Genomic DNA, 14,415 nt, shown 5'->3' with positions numbered 1-14,415 from the left:
TCGGGAAAGGAGCGCACCACCCGTGATCCCCACATCCCAACCGCCGAGGCGGCGCTGGAGAACACCGTCCGCCCTGCTGGGCGTCCTCGCCCTCATGGCGACCCTGTTCTCCGCCCTGACCACCACGACTCCGGCCTCGGCCGCACCCGCCGGCCAGGTGCTGGCCACACCCGACCTCAACGCCCACCCGCAGGGCGACAACAGCTACCCGCGCGCCGTCCGACTGGCCCACGACGGCTCGCCGAACGAAACGGTCCTCGCCACCTTCGCCAGGCGCGGGCAGGGCGCGGCCAACTCGCTGCCGGTCTACCGCAGCACCGACGGCGGGCAGACCTGGTCCAACTCCCCGATCTCCACAATCACTTCGCACACCTCGGGCTGGGATCTCGCGGCCCCCGTCCTCTACGAGGTGCCGCGCGACGCCAACGGTCTCAACCAGGGCGACCTGCTGGCCGCCGCGACCGCCTGGGACGAATGGGACTTCACCGCGCAGAAGATCGAGGTGTTCAAGAGCACCGACCACGGGGAGACCTGGCAGTACCTGTCCAACTGCACCGAGACCTCGGGGCTGCCCGACACCATCGGGCACGGCATCTGGGAACCGTGGTTCCTACTCACCGAGAACGACACCCTGGCCTGCTTCGTCTCCGACGAGCGCCCCGCCAACAGCTCCACCAACAACCAGGTCATCGGCCACTACACGTCCACCGACGGCGGGCAGACCTGGAGCAGCACCCTGACCCAGGACGTGGCGTTCCCGTCGGACAACCTGGCCCGCCCCGGCATGTCCATCGTCATCCCGCTGCCCAACGGCACCTTCCTGATGGCGTACGAGCTGTGCCGGGACGCCACCGACCCCGACCACGCCTGCGAGACCTACATCAAGACCAGCACCGACGGTCTGGACTGGTCCCCGGCGGACAACAAGGGCACGCTCGCGCAGACCAGCGACGGCAGACATCTCCTGCACACCCCGTACGTCGCCTGGCTGCCCGGCGGCGGTCCCAACGGCACCCTGCTGCTGTCCGGTCAGCGCGTCACCACGGGGCCGACCGGAGACAAGGACGTCATGACGGAGTCGGGACAGGTCCTGTTCGCCAACACCAACCTCGGCGCCGGGGCCTGGACCGAGATCGAGGCGCCCGTCCTCACCGCTCCCACCAACGGCTACAGTCCGGGCGAGGCCGGCTGCCCCGGCTACAGCTCCCCCATCGAGCCGCTGAGTGACGGTACGTCCTTCCTGTATCTGACGGGCACGTGGCTCGGTACCGGCAACCAGTGCGAGGTCCGCTTCGGCCGGGGCGAGCTGCACGGCCCGGTCGGGTACATCACCGGTCCGGCGGGCGCCGGCAAGTGCGTCGACGTCGATACGAACATCAGCGGCAACGGCAAGCCGGTCCAGCTGTGGACCTGCGGTGACGCCACCGGCCAGCGCTGGTCCGTCCACCCCGACGGCACCCTGCGGGCCTTCGGCAAGTGCCTGGACATCGACGGCAACGGCACGGCGAACTTCACCAAGGTGCAGCTGTGGGAGTGCAACGGCGCCGGGGGCCAGCAATGGCAGCCGCAGCCGGACGGCTCGCTGCGCAACCCGCAGTCGGGCCGCTGCCTGGACAGTCCGGGCGGAGCCACCGCCAACGGCACCAAGCTCCAGATCTACGACTGCAACGGACTGGCTCCGCAGAAGTGGAACCTGCCCGGCTGAGTAACGCCCCGACACCCAGAACGCCCCGTGCTCAGGTCAGCGACCGGGCACGGGGCGGTTCGCCCTGTGCGTCCCCCTCTCCGGCCCTCACGGCCGGACGCCACTCGCAGACAGCACTTGCGAGGCGTAGCAGTTGCCGGACAGAACGGTGGCGGGCGCCGCCTTCCCGGCAGGCACTTCGAGACGACGAGGGAGTCTCCGTTGACCAGGCGGAACACGGGCAGCTCCGCACCGGCTGAGAAGTACGAGAAGCTGCGGTCGAGGGCCTCCTCCGCCCAGCCGTCGAAGTACTCGACGAGTTGGCCGGTGATGGCTTGGTCACCGGGTCCGTCACGATCCACGTTGCCGCGGCCCAGGAGGATGATCACTCCTCCAGTCACAGCAAGCCGAGCAGAAGTGCGTCTCGCGGCGCGGCGGCTCCCCCGTCCCTCGAATCTCCGGCAGGCCGGCGTTGGTGGATCTCTGCTGCCCGCGGACCACGACCTCATCCTGTACGAACGCAGCAGCGCGGCATGGGCGCGGTTCTCCGCGCCCAGGATCTGCATCAGGGCGGAGATGTGACGCCGGTAGGTGCGCAGGGCCATCCCGCTGGCACGGGCCCCGGCCTCGTCCGTGCCGACCGAACACATGGCCGCGAGCACCTTCTTCTGCGCCTGCGTCAGCTCCGGGTCCGTGGACTCGGCGAGACCGGTCAGGGGACTGAACACATCGGCGTCGTCCCAGAGCCGTTCGAAGTGCCGGATGATGTTGGTGACGATCCCCGACTCCCGGGCGCACAGCGCGCCCTTGGAGGTGTGCTGCGGATCGATCGGCACCAGCGCCGTGTGGTGGTCGTACACCAGCATCAGCTCCGTCAGTTCGCCGGAGACCCGTATCTCGGCGCCGGCCACGGCGAGTTCCGTCAGATACGCGGCGGTCGGCGGGTCCTCCAGCGCCTCGGGGCGCACCAGATTGCGGATGACGACGCCGCGTCGCAGACAGCGCATGTCCAACGGACAGGCGTGCTCGATGTTCTCGACGCTGAGCGCGTCGTAGGGCTCGGCGGAGAGCACCTCGGTGCGGGCGAAGAAGGACAGCTCGTCCAGGCGGGTGCGGATCTCCTTCACGTCGGTGATCCGCTCGACGGTGGGGGCGGTCTCCGGTGTCTCGGCGGCGGGCATGTCGCGCGTCAGGGTGTCGGTGATCGGGCCGAGGTGGGTGAGGACGCGTATCTCCCCGTACAGCTCCTCCAGGCGCTGTTCGGCCAGCCTGGCGACGACGAGCTGCGGCTCAGCGGCCCACATCCCCCCGTCCTCCTCCCTGATGATCCGCAGGGTGCGCAGCTGATCCACCGTCGCGCGCACGGTCTCCGCGCTGTGCCGCAACAGGATGTGCGCGTCGTCCAGTTGGGCACCCGGGTTGCGCAACAGGTGCCGGTAGACGTGTTCCTCGGCCGCGGACAGCCCGAGGACCCCCATTTCACGTGCTTCCACGAGCACCACTCCTGGTCTGGTCATGGGAAGACGGGCCCGTCGCCGCCGAGTCCAAAGAGATCTTGACCTTGCGGAGAAGACGGTGCCGCGCCCCGTCCCTCCCGGGAAAATCCGTGGCCCGCTCCGGAGGCCCGTCCCTACACTCACCGCACAGGCGCCGCCCGGCCGTCGGACGGTGCGCTCATGACCAGTGGAGGGGAGACGGGCCGTGCGTGACCGCGCCGCTGCCGCCGCTCCCCGTTCCCGGTCCCGTCGGTCCGTGGTGATCCTGGTGTCCCCGTCCGTCCGGTGCCCGCTGCGCGGCCGGTACCGGATGCCCGTGACGCACACCTGACCCGCGACGCCCCACCTCCTGGGCGTCCGGCGCCGTGTGCGTCAGGGGGAATCGCGCCGCCCTTCTCCTCATCTCCGAAAGGCCACGGGCCATGCGCACCAACCCCCTTGCCACCGTCCGCAACCTGGGCATCCTCGCCCATGTCGACGCCGGCAAGACCACCGTCACCGAGCGGATCCTGTTCGCCACCGGCACCACGCACAAGCGTGGCGAGGTGCACGACGGCACCACCGTCACCGACTTCGACCCGCAGGAACGCGACCGGGGCATCACCATCTTCTCCGCCGCCGTCAGCTGTGCCTGGGACGGTCACCGGATCAACCTCATCGACACCCCGGGCCACGTCGACTTCGCCGACGAGGTGGAGCGCTCCCTGCGTGTCCTCGACGGCGCGGTCGCTGTGTTCGACGCCGTCGCCGGTGTCGAGCCGCAGAGCGAGTCGGTGTGGCGGCAGGCTGACCGGCACGGTGTGCCGCGCATCGCGTTCGTCAACAAGATGGACCGGGCCGGGGCCGACCTGGACGCCGCCGTCGCCTCCATACGGCGGCGGCTGCACCCCGTACCCCTGGCGGTGCAGCTGCCGATCGGCGCCGAGGACGCCTTCACCGGCGTCGTCGATCTGCTGCGGATGCGGGCCCTGACCTGGACCGACGAGGGCGAGGCCCGCGACGCGGCGCCCGTGCCGGAGGAGCTGCGAGAGGAGGCGCACCGGCGGCGCCGGCTGCTGGAGGAGGCCGTCGCCGAGCTGCATCCGAGGGCGCTGGAGGAGTTCTGCGACACGGGCGCGGTCGGCACCGGCACGCTCACCGAGGCCCTGCAGGACCTGACCCGCGGCGGTGACGCCGTCGTCGTGCTGTGCGGCTCGGCCTACCGCAACCGCGGCATCGAACCGCTGCTGGACGCCGTAGCGGCCTGGCTGCCGTCGCCGCTCGACGTGCCCCCGGTGCGCGGCCGGGGCGACGACGGCACCGAGCGGGAGCGAACCGCCGACCCGGCGGCGCCGCTGGCCGCCCTCGCGTTCAAGGTGAACGCCACCGCCACCGGGCGGCTGACCTACCTGCGCCTGTACGCGGGCACGATCGAGAAGGGAGACACCGTGTGGGACGCCACCGCGGGCCGCGCCGAGCGGGTCGGACGCATCCTGCGGGTGCGGGCCGACCGGCACGACCGGCTGGACCGGGCGAGTGCCGGCGACATCGTCGCCGTGGTCGGGCTGAAGTCGGCCCGCGCCGGATCGACGCTGTGCGCGCCGGACGCCCCGCTGGTCCTCGAGCCTCCGGGGGTCGCCGAACCGGTCGTCTCCGTGGCGGTCGAGGCGCTGAAGGGCACCGATACCGGGCGCCTGGCGTCGGCGCTGGCGCGGCTCACCGAGGAGGACCCCTCGCTGGTCGTGCGCACCGACCCGGAGACGGGGCAGACGGTGCTGTCCGGCATGGGCGAACTGCACCTGGAGGTCGCGGTGGAGAAGATCCGGCGCGACCACGGCCTGGGCGTCACCGTGGGCCGGCCGCGCGTCAGTCACCGGGAGGCGGTCGGCCGGGGGGTGTCCGGGTTCGTGTTCCGGCACGTCAAACAGGATGGCGGGGCGGGCCAGTTCGCCCATGTGGTCCTGGACGTGGAGGCGCTGGACCCACCGGAGTCCGGCTTCGAGTTCCGCTCGACGGTCGTCGGCGGGCGCGTGCCGCAGGAGTACGTGCGCGCCGTGGAGGCCGGCTGCCGGGACGCGCTCGAGGAGGGACCGCTGGGCGGGCACCCGGTGACCGGGCTGCGCGTCACGCTCACCGACGGGTCGACGCATGTGAAGGACTCCTCGGACACCGCCTTCCGCACCGCCGGCCGGTTCGGACTGCGGGACGCCCTGCGGGCCTGCGCGATGGTCCTGCTGGAGCCGGTCGCCGAGGTCACGGTGACCGTGCCCGAGGACGCGGTGGGCGGCGTGCTCGGTGATCTGGCCGCGCGCCGCGGCCGGGTGACCGGCTCCGTCACCCGGGCCGGCGCGACGGTGGTCACCGCGACCGTGCCGCTGGCCGAACTGTTCGGCTACGCGACCCGGTTGCGCAGCCGCACCCGTGGCCGCGGCACCTTCGCCGCCCGGCCCACCGGCTACGCACCCGCACCGTCCCCCGCCCCGGCGCGGTAGCGCGGAACACGGCGGCCCCTCCCTTCCCGTCCCCGGAGCGGGAGGGGCCGCCGTGCGCACCGGACCCCGCGATCGGGGTGCGCGGCGGGGGCCTGTCCCCGTCGTCGGGGTTGGGTGGGGGAGGTGATGTGTCCTGCGGAGCCCTGGTGCGCGCCGCGCGCCTGCCCCGGCCCGGGCTCCTGCGGCGGGGCGGAGCACGGTGGCCCCTTCTGTTCCCGGAGCGGGAGGGGCCGCCGTGCGCACCGGACCCCGCGATCGGGGTGCGCGGCGGGGGCCTGTCCCCGTCGTCGGGGTTGGGTGGGGGAGGTGATGTGTCCTGCGGAGGGCTCGTGCGGCCCCGCGTCCTCCCCGGCCCCCCCGCACCCGCGCGGTAGCGCGCACGGCGGCCCCTTCCCGTCCCCGGAGTCGGGAGGGGGCCGCCACCGGTGCCGCGGGGGCACGCCCGGCCCGGCATCGCCCGTGGCGTGCCCCGCGGCGCCGGGGTCAGGGGTAGGACACCACCACGGAGGGCACGGTGTCGCTGCCGGACGTCGGTGCGCCCGTGTCGTTGATGACGCACTCGTACTGCCCGTGGCCGCTGAGCGAGATGACCATCAGGTGGTGGAAGCGCACGCCCGGACGGACGGGTGCGGCGAAGCCGTGGTGCTGGACGATGCTCGGGTTCACGTTGTAGTAGCAGTAGCTGCCCATGCCCCAGCCCTCGTGGCTGGTGACCCGGTCGCCCACCTTGTACGCGGCGTAGCCCTTCATCGAGCCGTTCTGGATGGCGGCCTGGTCGGGGGCGTCGTACGCCTTCTCGTTCTGGAAGAAGATCGTGCGGCCGCGTTCGCCGTTCCACTGCACGTCGTACTTGTTGAAGTGCTCGACGAACAGACCGGTAGCGAGGACGTCGTCGCCGTTGACGACGACGCCGTAGTCGCAGCGGTTGGTCTCCCAGCCGACGCCCTCGCCGTGGTCGGCGCGCCAGACCCAGGTGTGGTCGATGATGGTGTGCCGGGCGTTGACCACCATGCTGGTGACGGCCCGGCCGGGGCCCGCCCCGCCGATGCGGATGAACACGTCCTGCACGGTGATGGGGTTCGCGGCGTGGCTCCGGCGCGAGCCGCCCGGCCCGACCTCCAGCAGGACGCGCGAGGCGACGGGCCCGGCGTCGATCAGGAAGCCGGCCAGCCGTACGCCGTCGACGTCGGCGACCTTCAGGGCGGTGGCGCCGTTGTCCGGGATCAGGGTGGCGTAGCCGAGCCCCAGGACGACCGTGCCCGGGCGGTTCACCTCGACGGGCCGGTCGACGTGGTAGATGCCCGGCGTGAACAGCAGGTTGAGGCCCTGCTCCAGCGCCTGGTTGAGGGTCGCGGCCGAGTCGCCGGGCTTGGCGACGTAGAAGCGCTCCAGCGGCAGGGAGGTGCCGCGCGGGGTGCCGTTGCCCCACGTGACACCGCGCGCGTCTCTGCGCAGTTCGGGAAGGAACACGCGGTACTGGCCGCCGTCGAGGTACAGGAAGGGCTTCTCGCGGGAGAGCGGCGTCCGGTCGAGCGTGGTGTACGGCGGGTTGGGGAAGCTCTGGGCGGGGGCGCCCTCGACGCCGGAGAACACCATGTTCCACACGGCGTTGAGCCAGCCGCCGACCGAGCTGTCCCGGGTGTACCACTGCTGCTGCGAGTACGGTCCGACCGTGCCGTCGATCCGGCTGTCGGCGATGTAGCCGCCGCTCGCCCAGCCGTAGCCGGACGGCGCGAGGTTCAGCCCGCCGCGTACGTGCATCCGGCGGAACGGGGCGGCCTGCGCGACCGCCCACCGGTTGGTGCCGTTGACCGGGACCAGCGCCAGGTTCTCCGCCGAACGCCAGAAGTTCTGCGTGGCGTTGCCCTCGAACCAGCCGGCGTCGACCGTCACGTCGCCGTTGATGGTGGTGTCGTCGGGGGAGAGGCCGAGTCCCGAGATGGAGGTGTAGAAGCCGAGTTGGGCGTTGAGCCCGTGGTAGGCGCCCGGCTTGAACAGCAGTTGGTAGCGGCCGGGGCCGAACTGGTCCGACTCCTGGCGGGTGAATATCTCGTCGAGCTTCGCCTGGATGCCCGGGGTGGACGGGTCGAAGACGATCACGTTGGGGCCGAGATCGCCGCCGCCCTTCAGCCGGCGCGGCTTTCGGCGGCGCGGTTTTCGGCGGTGCGCGGGAGGTGCGGCGGCCGCCACCGAGGGCAGCCCGGCCAGCATGGGCGCGGCGGCCGCGGCACCGAGGACGGCGCGGCGGCCAACGGATGGGGGCCGTGGGGACGATGGGGAGTCGGACGTCATGGGGCGGCTCTCCTCAGTTCGGGAAGTGAACTACGTGGGGGTGTGGGAGCGCTCTCTCGTCGTTGAATGGTTCATCTCCGGAAGACATGCGTCAAGGGATGGCGCACGACTTGGGTGAGTCCGCCCAAACCCTTGACGTGCCGCGCCGGGAGGATTTAACTCACGTCCTAAATTAAGGCATGAGGCACTTCTGGGCCGCCATCGCACGCCCCGCCCCAGCACTTCCCCGGAAAGGGACACCAGGAGCCATGCGCAGAATCCGAGCCGCGGCCACAGGCGCCGTCATGCTGTCTCTCGCACTCACCGCCTCGGCCTGCGGAGGCGGCTCGAGCACGGGCGGCGGGTCCAACGACTCGCCGAAGGAACTCACGTACTGGGCCTCGAACCAGGGCGCCAGTATCGAGATCGACAAGAAGGTGCTCCAGCCCGAACTCGACAAGTTCGAGAAGCAGACCGGCATCAACGTCAAGCTCTCCTCATCGTGATGGCCGGACTGCAGAACATCCCCCGCGAGCTGTACGAGGCCGCCGCCCTCGACGGCGCCGGGATGCTCCAGCAGATCCGCCGCATCACCCTGCCCTCGCTCCGGCCCGTCAACCAGGTGCTGGTCCTCGTGCTGTTCCTGTGGACGTTCAACGACTTCAACACCCCGTACGTCATGTTCGGCAAGACGGCACCCGAGGCGGCGGACCTCATCTCGGTCCACATCTACCAGGCGTCGTTCGTCACCTGGAACTTCGGCACCGGCTCGGCGATGTCCGTACTGCTCCTGCTGTTCCTGCTGCTCGTCACGGGCGTCTACCTCGCACTCACCTCGCGCGAGCGGAGGGCCTCGCATGCCTAGCACCCGGACGACCGCGCCGGCCTCCCCGACGGCGCCGCCCCGCTCGTTCCTGTGGACCCGGCGGATCTTCCTCACCCTGCTGACCGGCTTCGTCCTGGTCCCCGTCTACGTGATGATCTCCAGCTCGCTCAAGCCGCTGGCCGACGTCACCGGGAAGTTCCGCCGGCTGCCCACCGAGCTGACCGTCGACCCGTACATCGACATCTGGTCCACGGTCCCGCTGGGCCGCTACTTCGTGAACTCGCTCGTCGTCGCGGGCGCCGCGACCGTCTGCTCGGTCGTCATCGCCGTGTTCTCCGCCCACGCCGTCAGCCGCTACAGCTTCCGCGGCAAGCGCGTCTTCACGGTGACGGTGCTGTCGACGCAGATGTTCCCCGGCATCCTGTTCCTCCTGCCGCTGTTCCTCATCTACGTCAATATCGGCAACGCCACCGGCATCGCCCTGTTCGGCTCCCGCGGCGGACTGATCCTGACGTATCTGACCTTCTCGCTGCCGTTCTCCATCTGGATGCTGATCGGCTACTTCGACTCGGTCCCGCGCGACCTCGACGAGGCGGCCCTGGTGGACGGCTGCGGCCCGCTCGGCGCGCTGTTCCGCGTCGTCGTCCCGGCGGCGGTCCCCGGGATCGTCGCGGTCGCCGTCTACGCGTTCATGACCGCCTGGGGCGAGGTCCTCTTCGCGTCCGTGATGACGAACGACACGACCCGCACCCTCGCGGTCGGCCTCCAGGGCTACTCCACCCTCAACGACGTCTACTGGAACCAGATCATGGCCGCCTCCCTCGTGGTGAGCGTGCCCGTGGTCGCCGGCTTCCTGCTGCTTCAGCGCTACCTGGTCGCCGGACTGACGGCGGGAGCCGTCAAGTGACCGCCTTCCCCCGCCCTGAAAGGACCTCCGTGACCATCGACTACGCCGCCCTCCCCGACGACTTCCTGTGGGGCACGGCCACCTCGGCCTACCAGATCGAGGGAGCCGTGGCCGAGGACGGCCGTTCCCCGTCGATCTGGGACACCTTCGCGCACACCCCCGGCACGATCGCGGGCGGCGACCACGGCGACATCGCCTGCGACCACTACCACCGCTGGCGCGAGGACATCGGCCTGATGCGCGGCCTCGGCACCAACGCCTACCGGCTGTCCGTCGCCTGGCCGCGCGTCGTACCGGGCGGCGACGGCCCGGTGAACGCCAAGGGCCTGGCCTTCTACGACCGGCTGGTCGACGCCCTGCTCGAGGCCGGCATCACCCCGTCGGTCACCCTCTACCACTGGGACCTGCCGCAGGTCCTCCAGGACCGCGGCGGCTGGCCCGAGCGCGCCACCGCCGAGCACTTCGCCGCGTACGCCTCCGCCGTCGCCGGGCGCCTCGGGGACCGCGTGCGGCACTGGGCCACGCTCAACGAACCCCTCTGCTCGGCCTGGATCGGCCACCTCGAGGGCAGGATGGCCCCGGGCTGGACCGACCTCGCGGCGGCCGTCCGCGCCTCCTACCACCTGCTGCTCGGCCACGGCCTGGCCGCCGGCGCCGTCCGCGCCGCCGCCCCGGGCGCCCAGGTCGGCATCGTCAACAACCTCTCCACCATCCACGCGGCGAGCGACCGCCCCGAGGATCTGGCCGCCGCCGACCGCATGGACGGCCACACCAACCGCTGGTGGCTCGACCCCGTCCACGGCCGCGGCTTCCCCGAGGACATGCGCGAGGTCTACGGCGTCGACCTCCCCGAGCGGCAGGGCGACGCGGAGACCATCGCGGCCCCCCTCGACTGGCTCGGCCTGAACTACTACTTCCCGCAGGTCGTCGCCGCCGACCCGGACGGACCCGCCCCTTACGCCGCCCTCGTGCGCCGGGACGGCGTGCCGCGCACCGGCATGGACTGGGAGATCGACCCGAGCGGCATCGAGACCCTGCTGCTGCGCCTGACCCACGAGTACGGCGCCCGCAGGCTCTACGTCACCGAGAACGGCTCCGCCTTCCCCGACGTCGTACGCCCCGAGGGCACCGTCGACGACCCGGAGCGCCGGGAGTACCTCACCCGGCACCTGGCCGCCTGCGCCGACGCCGCCCGCAAGGGCGCCCCGCTGGCCGGCTACTTCGCCTGGTCGCTGCTGGACAACTTCGAGTGGGCCTACGGCTACGACAAGCGCTTCGGCCTCGTCCACGTCGACTACGCCACCCAGGTCCGCACGATCAAGGGCTCCGGCCACCACTACGCGGACCTCATCCGTGGCCACCGGGACCGCGCCCGGCGCGCGGCCTGACACGCCGGCGGGCGCGGGGTCCCACGACCCCGCGCCCGCCGGTGGTGCCGGACGTCAGGAATGGCCGTTGAGCATGGCGGCGGTGAGGACGTTGCCGGCCACCCCCCAGCCCCCGTCGACGACCTCGTCCACGAGGACGACGGTGGTGGCGCGGGCGCGCTCCCCGTAGATCTCCACGTACAGCTCGGTGGTGCGCTCGACGATCTTCTTCTTGTCCTCGTCGGTGACGGTGCCGGCGGGAACCTTGAAATTGGCGAAAGGCATAACTGTTCTCCTCAGAAAAGCCGTGTCATCAGTAAAACCGTGTCATCGAATGGAATGGGTGGTGCCGGTGCCGGGGTCCGGGTTCACACCATGCCGCCGTTGGCCCGCAGCACCTGTCCGTTGATCCAGTGGCCCTCGGGGCTGGTGAGGAAGGCGGCGGCCCGGGCGATGTCGTCCGGCGTGCCCAGCCGCTCCAGCGGCGGGTTCTTCGCGAGCCGGTCGATCTCCTCCGGCGTCTTGCCCTCGAGGAACAGGTCCGTGGCCGTGGGGCCGGGGGCGATGGTGTTCACCGTGACGTCCCGCCCGCGCAGCTCGCGGGCCAGGATCAGGGTGATCGACTCGATGGCGCCCTTGCTCGCCACATACGCACCATAGTTCGGGAACTGCGTGCCGACCACGGATGTCGACACGCCCAGGAAGGAACCGCCGGCCCGCAGCCGCCGCGCGGCCTGCTGGGCGACGACGAAGGTGCCCCGGATGTTGGTGCGGTGCAGGGAGTCGAGCACCGACAGGTCGAGGTCGGCGACGGGCGACAGCGCGAGCCGGCCGGCCGAGTTCACGACGACGTCCACGCCGCCGAACTCCCGCTCGGCCTTGTCGAACATGTCGGCGACCTCGTGCTCGTCGGCCACGTCCGCCTGCACGGAGATCGCCCGCCCGCCCGCGGCGGTGATCGTCTTCACCGTCTCGTCGGCCGCCGCCACGTCCTTGGCGTAGTTCACCACGACGGCCAGACCGTCCTGGGCCAGCCTGACGGAGACCGCGCGGCCGATGCCGCGTGATCCGCCGGTGACGATGGCGACCCGCTCGGGCGCCGGAGTGAAAGGGGGGTCGTTGGTGGTCATGTCCTTCACGATGCGCGGTGCCGGCGGGCGGAGCCAGGTGATGTCATCCCCTGGGCCGCGGCCACGGAGCGGCGGAGAATGAGGGCATGGCTGCTGTGAAATACACCGAGCTCGGCGTGTTCCTGAGGTCGCGGCGCGACCGGATCCGCCCGGCCGACGTGGGACTTCCCGCCGGGCCGCGGCGCCGCGTGCCGGGCCTGCGCCGGGACGAGGTCGCCCAGCTCGCCGGGGCGTCGGTGGACTACTACAACGAGCTCGAGCGGGGCGCCGGGTCCCAGCCCTCGGAGCAGATGATCGCCGCGCTGGCGCGGGCGCTGCGGCTGACCGCCGACGAGCGCGCCTACCTCTACCACCTGGCGGGCCGCCCCGTGCCCGTGGCGGGCGGCGCCGCCTCCCACGTCCACCCCGGCATGCTCGATCTGCTCCAGCGGATGCCCTCTACCCCCGCACAGGTCATCACCGACCTGCACGTCACCCTGGTGCAGAACCCGCTGGCGGTGGCGCTGCTGGGCGACCAGTCCGGCTACCGGGGGGCGCGCGCCAGTTTCGTGTTCCGCTGGTTCATGGAACCGCGGGCCCGGGACCTGTACCCCGAGGCCGAGCACGCGACCCAGTCCCGTGCGTTCGTCGCCGACCTGCGGGCGGCGGCCGCCCGGCGGGACGCCAAGGACGCCGAGGTCACGTCGCTGATCCGGACACTGCTGGACACCTCGCAGGAGTTCGCCGCACTGTGGGCCGAGCACGACGTGGCCTTCCGGCGCGACGACCGCAAACGCATCCGGCACCCCGCGCTGGGGGTCCTCGAGGTGAACTGCCTCAACCTGTTCAGTGAGGACGGCCGGCAGCGGCTGCTCTGGTTCACCCCCGCCGTGGGCACCGACAGCGCCGACCTGCTCGACCTGCTCGCGGTCCTCGGCACCCAGGACGTCGTCGAGTCCACGTCCTGACCAGGACGGACCTGGCCGAAACAGCCGAAACATGGGATGACATCCCCTGGTTCCTCTGCCATGGCACAGAAATCCTGAACGGACCGAAGCCATCCGCTTCGCGCGCACGATCAGGCCCTGTGACAAGGAGTTTCTCATGCGGCGAAGGACAGCGCTGCTTCTCGGCGCAGCCTTAGCGGTCGCCCCGGCGGTCCCGGCCCACGCGCACCCCGACCACCCCGCCGACCCCGGCGGCTCACCTCCGCAACCGGGTCCCTACGGCCGGGGGTGGCGGCCGCTGGCACCGATCGCGAGCGGCCCCCGGCAGGAGCACAGCGTCGCCGCCGTCGGCGACCACGTCTACGTGATCGGCGGCATCGTCACCGACGGGTCCGGGGGCATCCCCACCACCGGACGGGTCGACGTCTACGACACCCGCCGCGACACCTGGTCGACGGCGGCACCGCTGCCCGTGCCGATGAACCATCCCAATGTGGCGGTCGTCGGCGGCCGGATCCACGTCCTCGGCGGGCTGTCCGGGGGCTCGGAGTGGCAGGCCCTGCGCGACTGCTTCGTCTACTCCCCGCGCGCCGACCGGTGGCGGCGGCTGCCTCCCATGCCCCGGGGCCTCGAGCGGGGGAGCGCCGCGATGGGCGTGTACGGGAGGAGGATCCTCCTCGCGGGCGGCATGCGCGTGCTCGTGCCGGGCCCGGGCGGACTGCAGGACACGGTGGCCACCGTGTCGGCGTACGACGTGGTGACCGGCCGGTGGGAGGAGCTGCCGGAGCTGCCGGAGGCCCGTGACCACGTGGGCGGGGCCGTCGTCGGCGGGACGTTCTACGTGCTCGGCGGCCGGGACCGGGGGCAGGTGAACGTGCGTGACAACGTTTACGCGCTGAACCCGCGCGCCCGTCGCTGGACCGAGCGGGCACCGATGCCCACCGCCCGGGGTGGCATCGCCGCCGCGGCCGTGGGGAGGAAGATCTACACCTTCGGCGGCGAGGGCCGGCACGACGGCACCGACCCGAACACGGTCTTCGACGAGACCGAGGCGTACGACACCGTGCGCGACCGCTGGGAGCGGCTGGCCCCCATGCCGGTGCCGCGCCACGGCACGGCCGCCGTCGCCGTGCGCGGCACGATCCACATCCCCGGCGGCGGAGTTCTGGGCGGCGGCGCCCCGGTGGACGTCAACGACGCCTACCGCCCCGCTCGCTTCTGATTTTTCCGTCCCTGCGTTCTGATTTTTCCGTCCCTACGTGCCCGCGGGGCAGGCTGCGTCATCGCTTGAACGCAGCCTGCCCCGCGGGTCGTTCTTGGTTACAACTATTGACCGT

At 71.6% G+C, this 14,415-nt stretch carries 10 protein-coding genes and 2 pseudogenes; 8 read left to right on the top strand and 4 right to left on the bottom strand.

The features are described from left to right. The first annotated feature begins 22 nt into the window (after positions 1–22). Positions 23–1,705, top strand: coding sequence for a ricin-type beta-trefoil lectin domain protein (locus AC5L3C_RS05435; RefSeq protein WP_493647251.1), 1,683 nt, complete (start codon positions 23–25; stop codon positions 1,703–1,705). Here AC5L3C_RS05435 and AC5L3C_RS05430 read toward each other — a convergent pair. After that, the gene (locus tag AC5L3C_RS05430) at positions 1,657–3,177 is read right to left on the bottom strand and encodes a hypothetical protein (RefSeq protein WP_493647249.1); all 1,521 of its coding nucleotides are present in this window, start codon (positions 3,175–3,177) and stop codon (positions 1,657–1,659) included. The genes AC5L3C_RS05435 and AC5L3C_RS05430 overlap by 49 nt on opposite strands. 425 nt (positions 3,178–3,602) lie before the next feature. On the opposite strand from AC5L3C_RS05430, the gene fusA reads away from it, so the two are divergent. Beyond that, the gene (gene fusA / locus AC5L3C_RS05425; RefSeq protein WP_493647248.1) at positions 3,603–5,651 is read left to right on the top strand and encodes an elongation factor G; all 2,049 of its coding nucleotides are present in this window, start codon (positions 3,603–3,605) and stop codon (positions 5,649–5,651) included. A 483-nt stretch (positions 5,652–6,134) separates the two neighbouring features. Here fusA and AC5L3C_RS05420 read toward each other — a convergent pair whose 3' ends face one another. Continuing rightward, the gene (locus AC5L3C_RS05420) at positions 6,135–7,943 is read right to left on the bottom strand and encodes a pectate lyase-like domain-containing protein (RefSeq protein WP_493647246.1); all 1,809 of its coding nucleotides are present in this window, start codon (positions 7,941–7,943) and stop codon (positions 6,135–6,137) included. A gap of 248 nt (positions 7,944–8,191) precedes the next feature. Between AC5L3C_RS05420 and AC5L3C_RS05415 the strand changes: the two are divergent. From AC5L3C_RS05415 to AC5L3C_RS05400, 4 genes and pseudogenes are all read left to right on the top strand, one after another. After that, positions 8,192–8,416 (top strand): annotated as a pseudogene (locus tag AC5L3C_RS05415) (sugar ABC transporter substrate-binding protein); the annotation flags it as partial. Further along, a pseudogene (locus AC5L3C_RS05410) lies at positions 8,413–8,787 on the top strand (carbohydrate ABC transporter permease); the annotation flags it as partial. The pseudogenes AC5L3C_RS05415 and AC5L3C_RS05410, both read left to right, overlap by 4 nt. Beyond that, entirely contained in the window at positions 8,780–9,655 is an 876-nt protein-coding gene (locus AC5L3C_RS05405) for a carbohydrate ABC transporter permease (RefSeq protein WP_493647245.1), read from the top strand. The pseudogene AC5L3C_RS05410 and the gene AC5L3C_RS05405, both read left to right, overlap by 8 nt. Positions 9,656–9,684: 29 nt before the next feature. Beyond that, a complete protein-coding gene (locus AC5L3C_RS05400; RefSeq protein WP_493647244.1) occupies positions 9,685–11,043 on the top strand; it encodes a GH1 family beta-glucosidase in 1,359 nt (452 codons plus the stop codon). Between the two features lie 54 nt (positions 11,044–11,097). Here the strand turns inward: AC5L3C_RS05400 and AC5L3C_RS05395 are convergent, their stop codons facing one another. Both AC5L3C_RS05395 and AC5L3C_RS05390 read right to left on the bottom strand, forming a co-directional pair. Beyond that, positions 11,098–11,307, bottom strand: a complete 210-nt coding sequence (locus tag AC5L3C_RS05395; RefSeq protein WP_493647242.1) for a 4-oxalocrotonate tautomerase family protein — start codon at positions 11,305–11,307, stop codon at positions 11,098–11,100. A gap of 83 nt (positions 11,308–11,390) precedes the next feature. Further along, positions 11,391–12,152: an SDR family oxidoreductase gene (locus AC5L3C_RS05390; RefSeq protein WP_493647240.1), complete on the bottom strand. Its 762-nt coding sequence runs from the start codon at positions 12,150–12,152 to the stop codon at positions 11,391–11,393. Positions 12,153–12,238: 86 nt separating this feature from the next. Here AC5L3C_RS05390 and AC5L3C_RS05385 point away from each other — a divergent pair, with 86 nt between their 5' ends. Continuing rightward, entirely contained in the window at positions 12,239–13,099 is an 861-nt protein-coding gene (locus tag AC5L3C_RS05385) for a helix-turn-helix transcriptional regulator (RefSeq protein WP_493647238.1), read from the top strand. 136 nt (positions 13,100–13,235) lie between these two features. After that, a complete protein-coding gene (locus tag AC5L3C_RS05380) occupies positions 13,236–14,300 on the top strand; it encodes a Kelch repeat-containing protein (protein WP_493647236.1) in 1,065 nt (354 codons plus the stop codon). Positions 14,301–14,415 lie beyond the last annotated feature (115 nt).

The organism is Streptomyces speibonae (genome assembly GCF_984686075.1).
Note: the sequence above shows the minus strand (reverse complement) of the source record. Positions and strands in the feature narration are given on the sequence as shown.

Excerpts from the sequence above, each read along its gene's own strand:
- fusA (WP_493647248.1), top strand. The coding sequence starts at position 3,603 with ATGCGCACCAACCCCCTTGCCACCGTCCGCAACCTGGGCATCCTCGCC.
- AC5L3C_RS05420 (WP_493647246.1), bottom strand. The coding sequence starts at position 7,943 with ATGACGTCCGACTCCCCATCGTCCCCACGGCCCCCATCCGTTGGCCGC.
- AC5L3C_RS05405 (WP_493647245.1), top strand. The coding sequence starts at position 8,780 with ATGCCTAGCACCCGGACGACCGCGCCGGCCTCCCCGACGGCGCCGCCC.
- AC5L3C_RS05395 (WP_493647242.1), bottom strand. The coding sequence starts at position 11,307 with ATGCCTTTCGCCAATTTCAAGGTTCCCGCCGGCACCGTCACCGACGAG.
- AC5L3C_RS05390 (WP_493647240.1), bottom strand. The coding sequence starts at position 12,152 with ATGACCACCAACGACCCCCCTTTCACTCCGGCGCCCGAGCGGGTCGCC.
- AC5L3C_RS05385 (WP_493647238.1), top strand. The coding sequence starts at position 12,239 with ATGGCTGCTGTGAAATACACCGAGCTCGGCGTGTTCCTGAGGTCGCGG.
- AC5L3C_RS05380 (WP_493647236.1), top strand. The coding sequence starts at position 13,236 with ATGCGGCGAAGGACAGCGCTGCTTCTCGGCGCAGCCTTAGCGGTCGCC.